The following is a 13,593-nucleotide window of genomic DNA, read 5'->3' as shown; positions in this document are numbered from 1 at the left end:
AGACATGCAAAAGTCCGCTCACCTCAGGAAGAGCTGACTGGTGAGTCTCTAGGGAGAAAAACAATATGAGCCGTCGCTACGCGATCTTGGATGTCTTCACCAACACGAGCCTTGCCGGTAATCCGCTGGCCATTGTTCTGGACTCCGAAGGTCTCAGTGACGAGCAGATGCAAAAAATTGCAGGCGAGTTCAACCTGTCGGAGACAGTGTTCGTCTTTCCACCGGAAAACCCCGGACACTCCGCCAACATGCGGATATTCACCCCCAAGCTAGAGCTGCCGTTTGCCGGCCACCCAACCGTCGGCACCGCCATTTTGATGGCGAAGGAAAGATTTGGTGAAGTTTCAAACGAACAGGATGCGGTCGTTGTTCTGAAACAGAATATCGGCACCGTTCGCTGTGCGGTGATCCTGCGGGAAAATGCTGCAGCCTTCGCGGAATTCGACGTACCGAGCCTTCCGGAGCCCGCCGGTCCCACCCACAATGTGGAATTGATCGCCGCCGCGCTCAACCTGGAGCCAACCGATATTGGCTTTGAAAATCATGCCCCTTCCCGCTTCCGCGTAGGACCTCCCTTCACCTTCGTACCGGTGCGGGACCTTGATGCGCTGGCGCGCGCGAAACCGGTTCAGTCCATGTGGAAGGCAGGCTTCGGCAAGGACGGGCACAATGATGCCTATGTCTATTGCCGGGAAACTCGCTCGCATGACAGCGCCTTCCAGGCCCGCTTGTTTGCGCCCGACATGGGCATCCCGGAAGATCCTGCCACCGGTTCAGCTGCCGCTGCCTTTGCCGGCGTCGTCGACTATTACGACGACCTTCCAAGCGGCACCCACCATATCCGGATCGAACAAGGGTTCATCATGGGTCGGCCGTCCCTGATCGATCTTGAAATCGACATCGACGGCGGCAACATGCATGCGGTTCGAATTGGCGGTCAGGCAACACTTGTCGCCCGCGGCGAATTGTTCCTTTAACGGGTCGAGACGTCAGAAGAACCGATTTTGTCAGCGCGCGGTGTCTGACCGAATTGCCGAGAATACTCCCGGCTGAACTGGGTCGGGCTTTCATACCCGACCTGAAACGCGGTGCTAGAAACAGACAGTTTGTCATTCTGCAACAAACGCCGCGCCTCCATTAAGCGCAGCCTCTTTTGAAACTGAAGCGGTGTTGTGCCGGTAATGTCCTTGAAACCGGCATGAAAGGCTGAAACGCTCATGGCCGCGTCCTGCGCAAGATCCTCGACACGCAGAGCCGTTGCAAACTCCCTCTTGATCCTGTCAATCGCCGTCGATATGCGCGCAGCACGACTGTCGCGTTTGACCAGTTGTCTCAAGATGCTGCCGTGCTCGGCCTTTAAAAGCCAGAAATGCACCTCCCTTTTGATCAAGGGCTCCAATACCGCGGCCGCCTCTGGCATTTCGGTCAGTTCGAACAACCGTCGCATGGCATCGACAATTGCGTCATCGGCTTTGCCGCTGGAGACCGCCACCGTCTTCTCGCTTCCGTGCTCCAGGAGGTCCAACTCGCCCGACAGGTCACGCAGCAACGCAATGTCCAGATCGAGCGCCAAGGCGACATAGGGCTTCTGGGAGCTTGCCTCTATCACTTTGGATTCGGCCGGCAGATCCAAACCGACGATCAGCGACTGGCCGCTGGCAAAGCGAACCGTTCGGCTACCGACATAAGTTTGTTTGGCACCTTGGAGAACCAGGCAGAAAATTGGATGAAAGACGACTGGATAGACCTGTGTCCTCTGCCTTTGACGCACCAAAGTGACACCGGGAACGCCAATGTCGAAGGGGTCGTTTCCGGCCTTTCGTTCGTCTGCAAAATCAATCAGCTTTTGCGTCAATTGGTCTGTCTGCATCAAGCTCTCCCGGATCTCTGCAGATAAAGGCAAAACTCTGAACTGACAATCACACTACCTTAGCATTTCAGAGAATTAGGCAGATTTTCAGGAGGAACCGGCAGGTACGACAACTGGCGAAAAGCTATCTCAGTGTCATCAGATCCACTGAACGCAGTTTGGAGACAACAGATGACCAATGGCACGAAAATCGCATTGATAACCGGCGGCAGCCGCGGTCTTGGCCGGAACATGGCCATACACTTGGCACGGCACGGCGTCGACAGCGTCCTGACCTACAATTCCAACAAGGCGTCAGCAGAAGAAACCATTGCAGAGATCGAGGCACTCGGTCAGCGCGCAGTCGCAATTGGGTTGGACACGACCGACACTTCGGCCTTCCCTGGTTTTTATTCGGACCTGAGAGCCGTATTGAATGAAACTTGGCAACGCGACGGATTTGATATTCTGGTCAACAATGCTGGTACTGGTGTTCACAAGTCCTTTGCGGACACCACCGAAGATGAGTTTGACCACCTCATGAACATCCACGTCAAAGGCGTCTTCTTTCTGACCCAAGGATTTCTGCCGATGCTCCCGGACGGCAGCCGGATCCTCAACATTTCCACCGGTCTTGCACGCTTCACAATCCCCGGATATGCGGCTTATGCGACGATGAAAGGAGCGGTTGAAACACTGACGCGCTATCTCGCGAAGGAACTCGGACCACGGCGCATTGCTGTCAACACACTGGCTCCAGGCGCGATTGAAACGGACTTTGGTGGTGGTGCTGTCAGGGATGTTCCTGAACACAACAAAATGATCGCGGGCATGACAGCCATGGGCCGAGCAGGAATGCCAGATGATATCGGAGGTACTGTCGCGGCGATTCTAACGGGCGAAACGGGTTGGATGACCGGACAACGCATCGAAGTCTCCGGCGGCCAGAGTCTGTAAAAATGGCCAGAGAACCGCATTGCGGCGGCATATTCTCTTCGCCGCAACGAATTCTGGCGGGAAACCAAGATCGTTTAGTCCGGCTCTTTGGCATCTGCTTTGGAGGCAAAGGTATCGACCAGTCCAGGAAGGACAACGGCGAAGACAATCAGAGTGGCCCCAATCAACATGTCTGGCGTGACCGTCTCGCCCAACAGGAAGAATGCAGCAACAAACGCGAACACAACGGACAGGACAATCAGCAATGACGCCGTGACGGTGGAAACCTCGGACATGGCTTCGTACCAAAGGTAGTAGCAAAGTGCTGTCGAAAAGACACCGAGCGCCAAGAGGACGGAAATATCTATCGTTGTCACCTGAAGCGGGTAGAAGAATAGCGAGGGTGTCAAAACCAGGCCGCACGGCAGCAAAATCTTCAGCAACACCGCCATCCGGTCCAGGCTGGACCTCGTTTTTTTGACAGATGCTGCGCTGCCTACGATGAACATTGCCCAGCTGATACCAGCACCAATCTCCCAGATATCGCCTTCCAGACCAGTGGCGCCGACTTCAAGATCCTGCCGTACTGTCAGGTAAACGCCAGCCAACGCCATCGCGGTGGCAACACCGTCGGACCACCTGACACTCTCCACCCGCGTGATGACAAGAAACAGAAGCACAAAGAATGGCGCTGTGTTTTCGAGCACCATTGCATTGGTGGCGCTGGTCTTCTCAAGGCCAATGTGGAACGTGATGTAGTTTAGTGTAAATCCGGCGATAGCCAGGCATTGATACCGGTCATAGGGAAACAGCCGGAACCGATACCCTGAGAGCATCAGCAGTGCGAAGATCGTTGTACAGCCGATCCAAAGCCGGAAAACGGCTATCTGCAGCCCGTGCAAGTCAGAAGTCAGGAAACGCACGGATACGGAATTCATTCCCAGCAGAAATGCTGCGACGACGCCCATGAAGAGTGCGAACAGGTAGGAACGGCTCATAACAAGGCCAGCCTAGGGGCTGGCCTTGTTAACGGCAATGGCCGTTCAGTCTGAAGAGCTATTCCGCCGCTTCCGCACGAGGCTTGGGAGCAGTTGCAGCCCAGGCCGGAACGGCTTCGAGGCGTTGCAGGTACGCGTTGACCTTCGGAAAATCCTTTAGAGGCACCTGGGATTGAGGATGCATTGCCAATGCGGAATGGCTGCCGACCGCAAAATCAGCGACCGTCAACTCATCACCTAGGACGAAGTCCCGATCCGCAAGGTGGTTTTCCAAAACCGCAGCAAACCGGCGGAAATTATCCAGACCGGCCTCGATCTTGACAGTGTCGGGCGCGCCAAGGCCGAATGCTTGCTTGGCAACGGTCTCCCAGACAATGTCTCCGAGCGCACGATTGAAGTGTTGAACCTCCCAGGACATCCATCGCAGCACCTCAATGCGGCCCTGCCGATGTGTGGGACAAAACTCTTCGGCACCGGCACGTTCACCCAGGTAAATCATGATTGGATTGGCTTCCCAAAGGCTGAAATCGCCGTCAACAAGCACTGGCACCTTTTGATTGGGATTGACCGCCTTGAGTTCGTCCGAGCGATGCTCCCCTTTCATCAGATCGTATTTCTGGATCTCGGTCTCGCCATCGAAACCAAGATGACTGACCGCAGCCAACACGCGTCTGCTGTTGGGAGACAGGTCGGTTACATAAAGCTTCATCTCATCCACTCCTTTGTCGGGCCACTCTCAAGACACTCTGGCTGACCCTGTTGAGCTATCGGTAATCTGCACTGCTTTACTCAACCAATTAGTTGACTATAATGAAACTTGATGATAGTCAACCAAAAGGTTCACTTTATGACTGTGCTTCAGATGCCCCAATTGGACGCTACCTTTTCCGCACTCAGCGATGGCACACGACGTGCCATTGTCTCTCGTTTGGCAACGGGTGAAACGACACTTTCCGACCTTGCCGAACCCTTCGACATGTCGCTGACGGCAGTTTCCAAACATTTACGTGTCCTGTCCGATGCAGGCCTTGTTGAAGTCGAAAAACGCGGCCGAACCAGGCATTGCAGGCTCCGCGGGGCCCCGATCAAGGAAGCCGTCGACTGGCTTCAGAAATACGAAGCCTTCTGGATTGACCGCTTCGATGCCCTTGCCCGCCATCTGGCCAAAGAGGATTGAGTAAGATGACTGTTCAGCAGACTGCCAAAGAGTTTTTGAAGTCGGAACCGGGCCGGGATCCTATTATTATCGAGGGTCTTTTCAGGGCGGCTCCCGAACGGGTTTTCCGCGCCTTTACCGATCCGCGGGATGTCAGTTGCTGGTTTATTCCCAAAGCCGGTTCGCTTGAGCAAGTCGAGATCGATCTGAAGATCGGCGGGAAATGGTGCTTTGTGATTGATAAGACCGACGAAAAGCAAATTCACTTTGAGGGAGAGTATCTGCTCATCGACCCTCCCAACCGGCTCGAATTCAGTTGGCGTCACGTCAAGGAATTTGCCGACGGCACGCGCGAAACGACTGACACGTCAAAGGTCGCTGTAACTTTCACCGCTGCCGGCAAGGCCACCGAAGTCCGGCTTTCGCATGAAGCCATCAAAACCGAAGACGCGCGTCACGGCGTTGGCGGCGGCTGGAACGGCTGTTTTGAGCGGCTTGCCGATTTCGTCAAGGAAATGGAACACGTACCGGGAGAATGAAAATGTCATCACCACAGATCGTTAGTCGGGATGAATGGCTTGAAGCGCGAAAGGCTCTCCTGGCAAAGGAAAAGGCTTTCACCAAGGAGCGCGACCAGCTGTCCGCTGCACGCCGCGACTTGCCGCTTGTGCTCGTGAATGAAGACTACGTTTTCGACACAAGGGATGGCCCGAAGAGCCTGTCAGACCTGTTTGGGCCGCAAAGACAGCTCGTTGTCTATCACTTCATGTTTGGCGAGAACTGGGAGGAAGGCTGCCCGAGCTGTTCCTTCTGGGCCGACAATTACGAGCGGCTCGATGTCCATTTGGCAGCCCGGGACACGGCACTTGTTTCTATCTCCAGCGCGCCGCTGGAAAAACTGGAAGCCTACAGAACACGTATGGGCTGGACGTTTGACTGGGTCTCTTCCCTTGGCACCAGCTTCAACAATGATTACGGAGTTACGTTCCCCGGCAAGGAAGATCCGGCAGGCCGTGGCTACAACTACAAAGGCCAACCAGTTGGCACCGAGGAGTTGCCGGGCGTGAGCACCTTTATCAAGCTCGAAGATGGTCGGGTCGCCCACAGCTATTCTACCTATGGGCGGGGTCTCGACATCTTGAATATGGCCTACAATCTGCTGGATCTGACGCATCTCGGTCGCGATGAAGAAAGCCTGCCCTACCCTCAGGCCTGGGTAAAACGGCGCGATACCTATTGAGTCGCCGAAAAACGAACTTCCCGGAACGGCGACCTTACGTGGACATCGGCAGAAAGTTTCTGCCGACACACTGGTAGGTCCTCAAAACCAGTACAAAGATGGCACGCGCCAACTACAACTCATATCTTGTAACCACGTCGAATTGAGCATTCGGCATTTCGAACACGGCATCCTGTCGTTTCGCCCAAAGCCGCATTCTTGAACCAGGCACCTTGCTGCGACCAACCAATTGCAGTTCGACAAATAAGCAGAAAATCGCCTATTTCCTTTGGGTTTGGATCAGTCACATTTTTCAGAGCCTCGGTGATCGTGCAACGCTATTCGCGTAATCCTTTGTCCTTCAAAGATAATGAGTTTGGTTTCTCCCGGCTCCATTATGGGCCAACTCTGCGGTCACACCAAAGACAAGGGCTTATGCTAGTCGTTCCGTACGCAAAGCCTCCATCTGGAAAGAACCTTGTTGCATCGGATGAAAACCTGCCTTAAGAACGAAACTCGTTAACTGTCAGGTCATGCTTTTAAGCGAACCTCGACAGACGCAATTTGAAGATGATCAAAGGCCAAAGACAGATCCATGATCGCGGCAAGCGACATTTCCGGCTCTTCTGTTAACGCGCGGTCCACGCGCGGCCTCCTTCTACTTGGCGATCTCCTCCTTCTTAGATGCCCCTGAGCGTCGGCTGATCCGCGTATGAATGGCGGAACGGGCACTTAGGGGAGACACTTTCAAAACGCATCACGAAATCCGGATCGCGCGCCCAGGTTCCATCAATTGCAGAACGGCCCGATCCAAGACTGGGACGAAACGACATGACTGCCACTCCTGAGAAGGACCAGATCCGCATCTTCGACACCACCTTGCGTGATGGAGAACAATCGCCCGGCGCGTCGATGACGCTGGAAGAGAAGCTGCAGATCGCCGAGATCCTAGACGACATGGGCGTCGACATCATCGAGGCTGGCTTCCCGATTGCCTCCAATGGCGACTTCGAAGCTGTCAGCGAGATCGCTAAGCGCTCCAAGAACTCCGTCATCGCGGGCCTTGCCAGAGCGATCCATGCCGATATCGATCGCTGTGGTGAAGCCGTCAAACATGCTGAAAAGGGCCGGATTCATACATTCGTCTCCACGTCTCCAATTCATCTGAAGTTCCAGATGAACAAGACGGAAGAAGAGGTAATGGAGATCATCACCGACACGGTGACCCGCTCCCGCAATCTGATTGAAGATGTGGAATGGTCCGCCATGGACGCAACCCGCACTCCGATCGACTATCTGTGCAGATGCGTTGAGGCTGCGATCAAGTGTGGTGCCACCACGATCAATCTGCCCGACACGGTCGGTTATGCGACCCCGGATGAATACAAGGCCATGTTCGAGCAGATCCGTGAACGTGTCCCAGACAGCGACAAGGCTATTTTCTCGGTCCATTGTCATGACGACCTGGGCCTGGCAGTTGCCAATTCGCTGGCTGGTGTCGCTGGCGGAGCACGCCAGATCGAGTGCACGATCAATGGCCTCGGAGAACGCGCGGGAAATGCCTCGCTGGAAGAAATCGTCATGGCCGTTCGGACCCGCGGCGACATCCTGCCTTATACGACCCAGATTGATCCGAAGTTCCTGGTACGGGCATCCAAGATGGTCGCCGGCGCATCCGGTTTCGCCGTGCAATACAACAAGGCGATTGTCGGGAAAAACGCCTTCGCGCATGAGAGCGGCATCCACCAGGACGGTATGCTGAAAAATGCAGAAACCTACGAAATCATGCGTCCGGAAGATGTCGGAGTGAAAGCAACATCCCTGGTCATGGGCAAGCATTCTGGCCGTCATGCCTTCCGCGACAAGCTGCGAGAATTGGGTTTTGAGTTGGGCGACAACGCACTGCAAGACGCGTTCCGCCGCTTCAAGGACCTGGCCGACCGCAAAAAGCATGTTTATGACGAGGACATTGAGGCCCTGGTCGAGGATGAAATCAACATCCTGGGTGAAAGCACAAAAGTGATTGCCCTGACGGTCATCGCCGGAACGGGTGGTCCGCAAAAAGCAATCCTGACGATGGATGTGAACGGTCAACACATCACCAAGGAGGCAACAGGTGACGGACCTGTTGATGCGACTTTCAACGCCATCAAGGCGATCGTACCGCATGAGGCAACACTGTCGCTCTATCAGGTGCATGCTGTGACCGAAGGAACAGACGCGCAGGCGGAAGTCTCGGTGCGTCTGGAAGCCGACGGTCGTATCGCTACTGGCAAGGGAGCGGATACAGACACCTTGGTGGCTTCTGCCCGTGCGTACGTTTCGGCCGTTAACAAACTGGCTCTGCGCCAACAGACCGGTAATCCCGGCGCGCTCGCAGCTGTTTAAGCCGTCGACGAAAAAAGAACGGAAAAAGGCCGCCAAGTGCGGCCTTTTTTGCTTCTTCCTGCGACCTTAGAGCGAAAACCGTCACAAGTGTCTGCGTGCTCGTCCTTGGACGTATCTCACCAATCAATCAGCCCAGCTGATTCGATTTTGACACGAAATGAGTCGGCAAAATTGGTGATTTTGCCAGATTGATTGCGAGTGCTTGGCACGCCCAATTTTTCCTAAGTGCAAATACATAGGCAATTCGACCTAGCGCGTTACATCCTAGGATAGGTGATCGATAACAAATTGACGGCACCAGTATCTTCACGGTTGCACATGAAGTCAAAAAAATGTGATTTATCAATTTGTTAAGTTCAAAGGCCCCTAATCCCCTCACGTTTGATTTGCGGTTCGTAGTGCTAAGGGGTGTGGGGCATGGAACGACTACTGAGTACGGTCAGGATTGGACCGAGAATTTATGTTGGCTTTGGCGTCATCATCCTTTTGCTGGCTTTGCTGGCGGGTACGGGATACTTCGGTCTATCGAACTCAGAGACGACATTTTCGGAATATCGAGGTTTGGCGCGCGATACCAATCTTGTGGGACGCTTGCAGGCAAACGTGTTGATGACGCGGCTAGGCGTGAAGGACTTTGTCATCAAGAGCGACGAGGCAGCGATTAGCGTTGTCAAGGAGCGCCTCGCAAAGGCGCAGTCCTTCCATAAGGAAGCCGAAATCGAAATCCAGGATCCGGAGCGCGCCAAAGGTATTCTGTCGATCGGCGGTGCATTGGGCGACTATGGCGTTGGGTTCGATAAAGTGATCGCACTGCAGGCCAAGCGCAACGAAGATGTGGCGATCCTGAACGAAAAAGGTCCTGAAATTCGAAAGGAAATCACCAAAGTCGCCGTGAGCGCTTTTGAGGATGGTGATGCAACAGCAACCTATTGGGCCGGGCGTGTTCAGGAGAGCTTTTTGCTTGGAAGGCTCTATGCGCAGAAGTTTCTGATCGTCAACGACGCAGCATCTGCGGAGCGTACTCAAAACGAGTTTGAAAAAACGGCCGAGGAGCTCGGAACGCTGATTGGTGAGTTGCAGAATCCCACTCGGGTAGCCGCTGCAAAAGCCGCACAATCTGGCCTTGAAGACTACCGCTCTGCGTTTGGACAGGTTGTCCAGCACATTACGGCGAGAAACGATATCATCCACGGAACGCTGGACAAGATCGGACCGCAGATTGCCAAAACGGTCGAAGATGTAAAACTCAGCGTGAAAGCCGATCAGGACCAGCTTGGGCCGGAAGCTGTTGCGAGTATCCAGGCTACGGAGCGAATGGAACTTGCAATCGGTCTGGCGAGCCTGTTGATCGCCGTTTTCGCTGCAACAGTGATTGCGAGATCCATTGTCAAACCGGTTCACTCCATGACTGCGGCGATGCAGCAGTTGGCCGATGGCAGTATTGATACCGAAGTCCCGGCAACCGGCTTCAAAGACGAAATTGGTGAAATGGCAAAGGCTGTTCAAGTCTTCAAGGACAATGCCGTTGAACGCCAGAGGCTGGAAGGGGAATCTGCGGAAGAGACTGCAAAGCGGGTTGAACGGCAACGCAAGATCGATCGTCTGATCGATACTTTCAGGGACGAGTCCGGAGGGCTGCTCGATTCAGTGGCAGACAACATGGACCAACTGAACAACACGGCCAGTGACCTGGCGGACATTGCCGAGCTGACGTCAGGCCAGGCAAATGGTGCAGCAACCTCTTCCGGGAATGCGTCAGAAAATGTTCAGTCGGTTGCATCCGCTGCAGAGGAACTTGGCGCTTCCATTCAGGAGATCGCCCAGCAGGTCAACCGCACGATGGAAATCGTCGACAAGGCAACCAGTTCAGCTCAGTCAACAAACCATCAGGTTTCCGGACTGGCAGAAGCCGCCCAGAAAATCGGCGATGTTGTCAACCTGATTTCCGATATTGCAGGCCAAACGAACCTGCTTGCCCTTAATGCGACCATTGAGGCGGCAAGAGCAGGCGAAGCAGGCCGTGGCTTCGCGGTTGTTGCTTCTGAAGTGAAACAATTGGCCGAACAAACAGCCAAGGCAACTGAGGAAATCAGCCTGCAGATTTCCGGAATTCAAACATCAACGAATGAAGCCGCAACAGCAATCGACGAGATCGCAACAACAATGGAAGAGGTGAACAGCTTCACCACGAACATCGCGTCTGCAGTCGAAGAACAAGATGCGGCAGCGAAGGAAATCAGCCGGAATGCACAATTGGCTGCGGCCGGTACGTCTGAGGTCTCTGAAAACGTGACCCAGGTGAATTCGGCAGTCGTTGACACGCGCCGGTCGATCGAACAGATGCGAACCGCCTCAACGGCCAGCACCGATAATTCGGCCTCCTTGAAACTCACGGTAGACCGCTTCTTGGAAAATGTGGCCGCAGCGTAGGGCTGCATCGCGAACGGTGAGAAAAACCATGAAGGCCTGGCGTCATGCCAGGCCTTCATTTCGTTTGGCTCCAATGCTCTTTCAAACAAATGCCATCTTTTATGCCCGACGGTTTGAACCGGCATCTTTTAGCGCGGCTCAGCCTCGCGCTATGCGCTCACCCAATTCGCTGTTGGTCATGGCGCGACCGTCGAGGTTCCAGGAACCGTCAACCGTGTGAACCAGATTGGTGTAAATCCGGTCTCGTGGAAGTGTTCCACCTGTAGCGTTTTCAATGATGTCTGTCGCTTCCCTGAAGAAGCCGACCTGGGTGTCCCGATCCGCAAGCGCAAATGACGGTGTTTTGCACTCCAGCCACGCAGCTGACACGGGCTCGCCTCCCGAAAGAGCAGCGAATTTCGGAAGCGCCTGGATTTGCATTGTCACATTGGGCGTCATGACCGTGTTACCCGTCAATCCATGCCATTTCAGGAATGCCTGGGTAATCTTGCGACCAGCTGCAGCACCTGAATCAGCGTCGAAGACGCCCTCTGTGTACGTTAAAGCCAAAGGCATAAGAATCTGTCTCCTTACTTAAATATAACGTTCGTTATATTCTTCGATAAGCTCCATATATGTAACGATCGTTATATCTTCAAGAAAAATATTGCGGTCGTTATATAATTTAAGGCCGAACGAAAATGACTAAGCAGAATACGCGCAAGGCTGAGACGCGGAAGGCCCTCCTGAAAGCCTCCGGTCGGATGTTCAAAAAAGAAGGGTTTGACGGTATCGGCGTTGACGGTATCGCAAATGCTGCCGGAGCAACATCTGGCGCATTCTACGCCCATCTAAAATCCAAGAACGATGCATTCCGAATGGCGCTTGAAGCAGGGCTGGACGAGGTTATTGAGACAATTCCTGACTATCAAAGGCAATATGGCAAAGGCTGGTTTGACGCCTTTGCGCGTTACTACCTGGGTGCCGCGCATCGCAAGGATCGCGCCTGCGGCTGTGCCATGACCGCCATGTCGCCCGACGTCGCCCGGGCAGATGCAGACACGAGGGAACTCTACGACCTTAAGATGGATCGCATAGCAGACTTGATTGCGCGGGGATTGCCGGGTGCGGTCGAAGAGGAAAGACGAAAATCTGCCTGGGCCTTCCTGAGCATCCTCATAGGCGCGCTCACCACAGCACGTGCCATGGCTGACGAGAAACTGGCAGAAGAAGTGGCGAATGCGGCACTGCCAGTCGCGCTCGCGGCAGCGTCCGGGTGTGAAATCAGTTAGACCCGCTTGTCGGAATGACCACGCCACGCGCTCTTTCATGTTCCTGTCGTGTGATCCGGTAGAAGCGGCATGACACGCCGTGTTTGGTCATTTCCATCCACGGTCTTAGACCTGCCTTTTCCATGACGGCAAAGGATTTTCGGTGCTCCGAGGCGGCGTATGCGAACATTTGGTCCTCTGCTCTATGCGAGAAGAACCAGTCAACCAGAGCAATCGCGATTTCGCTTGCGTATCCTTGTCTCCAATATGCCTGTTTCAAACTGTATCCCAGTTCATATCCGTCCGGTTCGTTCTGCCAGGAGAACCCTGCCCGCCCGATAAAGTCGTCATCAATCGTTTCAAGCTTCCATTTGCTGATGCCCGTGCGTCGATGATCCTCCACATAGGATGTCAATCTCCGTTGAACTTCCGCCTCCGCCATCGGTGCAAGGCCCGGCGAATGGTAACGATTGACCTCAGGGTCTGAATGCAGGTCTCTCAGCAATTTATAATCCGTCTCCAGAAACGGCGTTAACCTGAGACGTTGTGTTACCAATATCGGATCGGACAAGGAGGCGTTCTCCCAACAAAAAAGAAGACCGTTCAAGAACGGTCCATTTCAAGTCACTCGCGCTGTCAAAAACTTCGTCTCGTCAGGCACTCATCAAATACGATTGCATGGAGGGACTGAGCATCTGAAACAGGTCTGCCTGCATTCCGTCAATCGCCTTGCTTTCCCGGTGATAGAACCCGGCATCCTGAATTGCCTCGCGCATGTCTCGGTTGTCCGTACGAACGACCGCGACCAGATGCGAAAAATAGGTATTTTGGAAAAACCAGTCGGAGAGCCCTTTACAGAGGCGCTTGGCAAGGTCTTCATCCTGCTCAAGCACGTCGGTGTAGAGGCAATAGTTCAAGCTGATCTCTGAAGTTTCGGCGAGTGGGGTAAACCCTGCCCAACCGATAAACTTGCCCTCCTCCGTCACTGCCTTCCATTTGGCAAAGCCATGATCCGTCTGGTTCTGCAATGCATTACGGACCAGTTCCGCCGCATCAACCACGACGCAATTTGTGGAAGTATCAGTACAAAGGTTGCCGTAAGGGTCTGAATGAAGGTCTTTGACGAGATTAATATCGGCGGGAGACAATGGGACAAGTCGCACTGAACCGCATTCGAGAAAAATCGTCTGCACCGTGTCCTCCCTTTATCGGCGATATCCCGGGACTGAAATACTTCTGACAACAAGCCATTGCCATGTAACTTTAGATTGTGACGCCCCGAAGACAGACCAAAGTATAATGTCAATAATGGCAAAAATATATTCGCATTACCAACAGGTTAGCGAAATAGTGCTCGCTGCAGCGCA

14 protein-coding genes and 1 pseudogene are annotated in these 13,593 nt (G+C 54.0%); 8 read left to right on the top strand and 7 right to left on the bottom strand.

Features of this window, described 5'->3' with window-relative positions; translation table 11 throughout:
• The first annotated feature begins 65 nt into the window (after nucleotides 1-65).
• The gene (locus K1718_RS10150) at nucleotides 66-977 is read left to right on the top strand and encodes a PhzF family phenazine biosynthesis protein (protein WP_152500816.1); all 912 of its coding nucleotides are present in this window, start codon (nucleotides 66-68) and stop codon (nucleotides 975-977) included.
• Here K1718_RS10150 and K1718_RS10145 read toward each other — a convergent pair.
• The gene (locus tag K1718_RS10145) at nucleotides 974-1,870 is read right to left on the bottom strand and encodes an AraC family transcriptional regulator (protein ID WP_265684290.1); all 897 of its coding nucleotides are present in this window, start codon (nucleotides 1,868-1,870) and stop codon (nucleotides 974-976) included. The two genes, K1718_RS10150 and K1718_RS10145, sit on opposite strands and share 4 nt — an antisense overlap.
• Before the next feature lie 171 nt (nucleotides 1,871-2,041).
• Here K1718_RS10145 and K1718_RS10140 point away from each other — a divergent pair, with 171 nt between their 5' ends.
• A complete protein-coding gene (locus K1718_RS10140; protein ID WP_265684288.1) occupies nucleotides 2,042-2,806 on the top strand; it encodes an SDR family NAD(P)-dependent oxidoreductase in 765 nt (254 codons plus the stop codon).
• Between the two features lie 74 nt (nucleotides 2,807-2,880).
• Here K1718_RS10140 and K1718_RS10135 read toward each other — a convergent pair whose 3' ends face one another.
• Entirely contained in the window at nucleotides 2,881-3,783 is a 903-nt protein-coding gene (locus K1718_RS10135) for a DMT family transporter (protein ID WP_152500813.1), read from the bottom strand.
• Nucleotides 3,784-3,841: 58 nt separating this feature from the next.
• Nucleotides 3,842-4,492: a glutathione S-transferase family protein gene (locus K1718_RS10130; RefSeq protein WP_265684286.1), complete on the bottom strand. Its 651-nt coding sequence runs from the start codon at nucleotides 4,490-4,492 to the stop codon at nucleotides 3,842-3,844.
• Nucleotides 4,493-4,645: 153 nt separating this feature from the next.
• Here K1718_RS10130 and K1718_RS10125 point away from each other — a divergent pair, with 153 nt between their 5' ends.
• From K1718_RS10125 to K1718_RS10115, 3 genes are read left to right on the top strand one after another with little or no spacing between them, the layout of a single operon-like run.
• A complete protein-coding gene (locus K1718_RS10125) occupies nucleotides 4,646-4,960 on the top strand; it encodes an ArsR/SmtB family transcription factor (protein ID WP_371419583.1) in 315 nt (104 codons plus the stop codon).
• A 5-nt stretch (nucleotides 4,961-4,965) separates the two neighbouring features.
• The gene (locus K1718_RS10120; protein WP_265684283.1) at nucleotides 4,966-5,478 is read left to right on the top strand and encodes an SRPBCC family protein; all 513 of its coding nucleotides are present in this window, start codon (nucleotides 4,966-4,968) and stop codon (nucleotides 5,476-5,478) included.
• Nucleotides 5,479-5,480: 2 nt separating this feature from the next.
• Complete coding sequence (locus tag K1718_RS10115; protein WP_152500809.1) at nucleotides 5,481-6,179, top strand: DUF899 domain-containing protein; 699 nt, start codon at nucleotides 5,481-5,483, stop codon at nucleotides 6,177-6,179.
• Nucleotides 6,180-6,838: 659 nt separating this feature from the next.
• Here the strand turns inward: K1718_RS10115 and K1718_RS10110 are convergent.
• Nucleotides 6,839-6,991 carry a hypothetical protein gene (locus tag K1718_RS10110; RefSeq protein WP_265684281.1) on the bottom strand — a complete coding sequence of 51 codons (153 nt, stop codon included), beginning with the start codon at nucleotides 6,989-6,991 and terminating at the stop codon, nucleotides 6,839-6,841.
• On the opposite strand from K1718_RS10110, the gene K1718_RS10105 reads away from it, so the two are divergent.
• Together K1718_RS10105 and K1718_RS27520 are read left to right on the top strand one after the other, a co-directional pair.
• Nucleotides 6,990-8,546: a 2-isopropylmalate synthase gene (locus tag K1718_RS10105; protein ID WP_152500808.1), complete on the top strand. Its 1,557-nt coding sequence runs from the start codon at nucleotides 6,990-6,992 to the stop codon at nucleotides 8,544-8,546. The genes K1718_RS10110 and K1718_RS10105 overlap by 2 nt on opposite strands.
• A 1,428-nt stretch (nucleotides 8,547-9,974) precedes the next feature.
• Nucleotides 9,975-10,976: pseudogene (locus K1718_RS27520) on the top strand (methyl-accepting chemotaxis protein); the annotation flags it as partial.
• Between the two features lie 138 nt (nucleotides 10,977-11,114).
• Here K1718_RS27520 and K1718_RS10095 read toward each other — a convergent pair.
• Nucleotides 11,115-11,531 (bottom strand): 4-oxalocrotonate tautomerase, encoded by a 417-nt coding sequence (locus K1718_RS10095; protein ID WP_265684275.1) that lies wholly within the window; start codon nucleotides 11,529-11,531, stop codon nucleotides 11,115-11,117.
• 125 nt (nucleotides 11,532-11,656) lie between these two features.
• Between K1718_RS10095 and K1718_RS10090 the strand changes: the two genes are divergently transcribed.
• Nucleotides 11,657-12,247 carry a TetR/AcrR family transcriptional regulator gene (locus tag K1718_RS10090; protein ID WP_265684273.1) on the top strand — a complete coding sequence of 197 codons (591 nt, stop codon included), beginning with the start codon at nucleotides 11,657-11,659 and terminating at the stop codon, nucleotides 12,245-12,247.
• Here the strand turns inward: K1718_RS10090 and K1718_RS10085 are convergent.
• The gene (locus tag K1718_RS10085) at nucleotides 12,240-12,797 is read right to left on the bottom strand and encodes a GNAT family N-acetyltransferase (protein WP_265684272.1); all 558 of its coding nucleotides are present in this window, start codon (nucleotides 12,795-12,797) and stop codon (nucleotides 12,240-12,242) included. The genes K1718_RS10090 and K1718_RS10085 overlap by 8 nt on opposite strands.
• An 82-nt stretch (nucleotides 12,798-12,879) precedes the next feature.
• Nucleotides 12,880-13,419: a GNAT family N-acetyltransferase gene (locus tag K1718_RS10080; protein WP_152500803.1), complete on the bottom strand. Its 540-nt coding sequence runs from the start codon at nucleotides 13,417-13,419 to the stop codon at nucleotides 12,880-12,882.
• Nucleotides 13,420-13,593: the final 174 nt, after the last annotated feature.

This window comes from Roseibium porphyridii, from assembly GCF_026191725.2.
In the GTDB taxonomy this organism is placed as follows: domain Bacteria; phylum Pseudomonadota; class Alphaproteobacteria; order Rhizobiales; family Stappiaceae; genus Roseibium; species Roseibium porphyridii.
This window is presented reverse-complemented; position numbering and strand designations above follow the sequence as displayed.

Coding starts and splice junctions, on each gene's coding strand:
- K1718_RS10150 (WP_152500816.1), top strand. CDS start 66: ATGAGCCGTCGCTACGCGATCTTGGATGTCTTCACCAACACGAGCCTT.
- K1718_RS10145 (WP_265684290.1), bottom strand. CDS start 1,870: ATGCAGACAGACCAATTGACGCAAAAGCTGATTGATTTTGCAGACGAA.
- K1718_RS10140 (WP_265684288.1), top strand. CDS start 2,042: ATGACCAATGGCACGAAAATCGCATTGATAACCGGCGGCAGCCGCGGT.
- K1718_RS10135 (WP_152500813.1), bottom strand. CDS start 3,783: ATGAGCCGTTCCTACCTGTTCGCACTCTTCATGGGCGTCGTCGCAGCA.
- K1718_RS10130 (WP_265684286.1), bottom strand. CDS start 4,492: ATGAAGCTTTATGTAACCGACCTGTCTCCCAACAGCAGACGCGTGTTG.
- K1718_RS10125 (WP_371419583.1), top strand. CDS start 4,646: ATGCCCCAATTGGACGCTACCTTTTCCGCACTCAGCGATGGCACACGA.
- K1718_RS10120 (WP_265684283.1), top strand. CDS start 4,966: ATGACTGTTCAGCAGACTGCCAAAGAGTTTTTGAAGTCGGAACCGGGC.
- K1718_RS10115 (WP_152500809.1), top strand. CDS start 5,481: ATGTCATCACCACAGATCGTTAGTCGGGATGAATGGCTTGAAGCGCGA.
- K1718_RS10105 (WP_152500808.1), top strand. CDS start 6,990: ATGACTGCCACTCCTGAGAAGGACCAGATCCGCATCTTCGACACCACC.
- K1718_RS10110 (WP_265684281.1), bottom strand. CDS start 6,991: ATGTCGTTTCGTCCCAGTCTTGGATCGGGCCGTTCTGCAATTGATGGA.
- K1718_RS10095 (WP_265684275.1), bottom strand. CDS start 11,531: ATGCCTTTGGCTTTAACGTACACAGAGGGCGTCTTCGACGCTGATTCA.
- K1718_RS10090 (WP_265684273.1), top strand. CDS start 11,657: ATGACTAAGCAGAATACGCGCAAGGCTGAGACGCGGAAGGCCCTCCTG.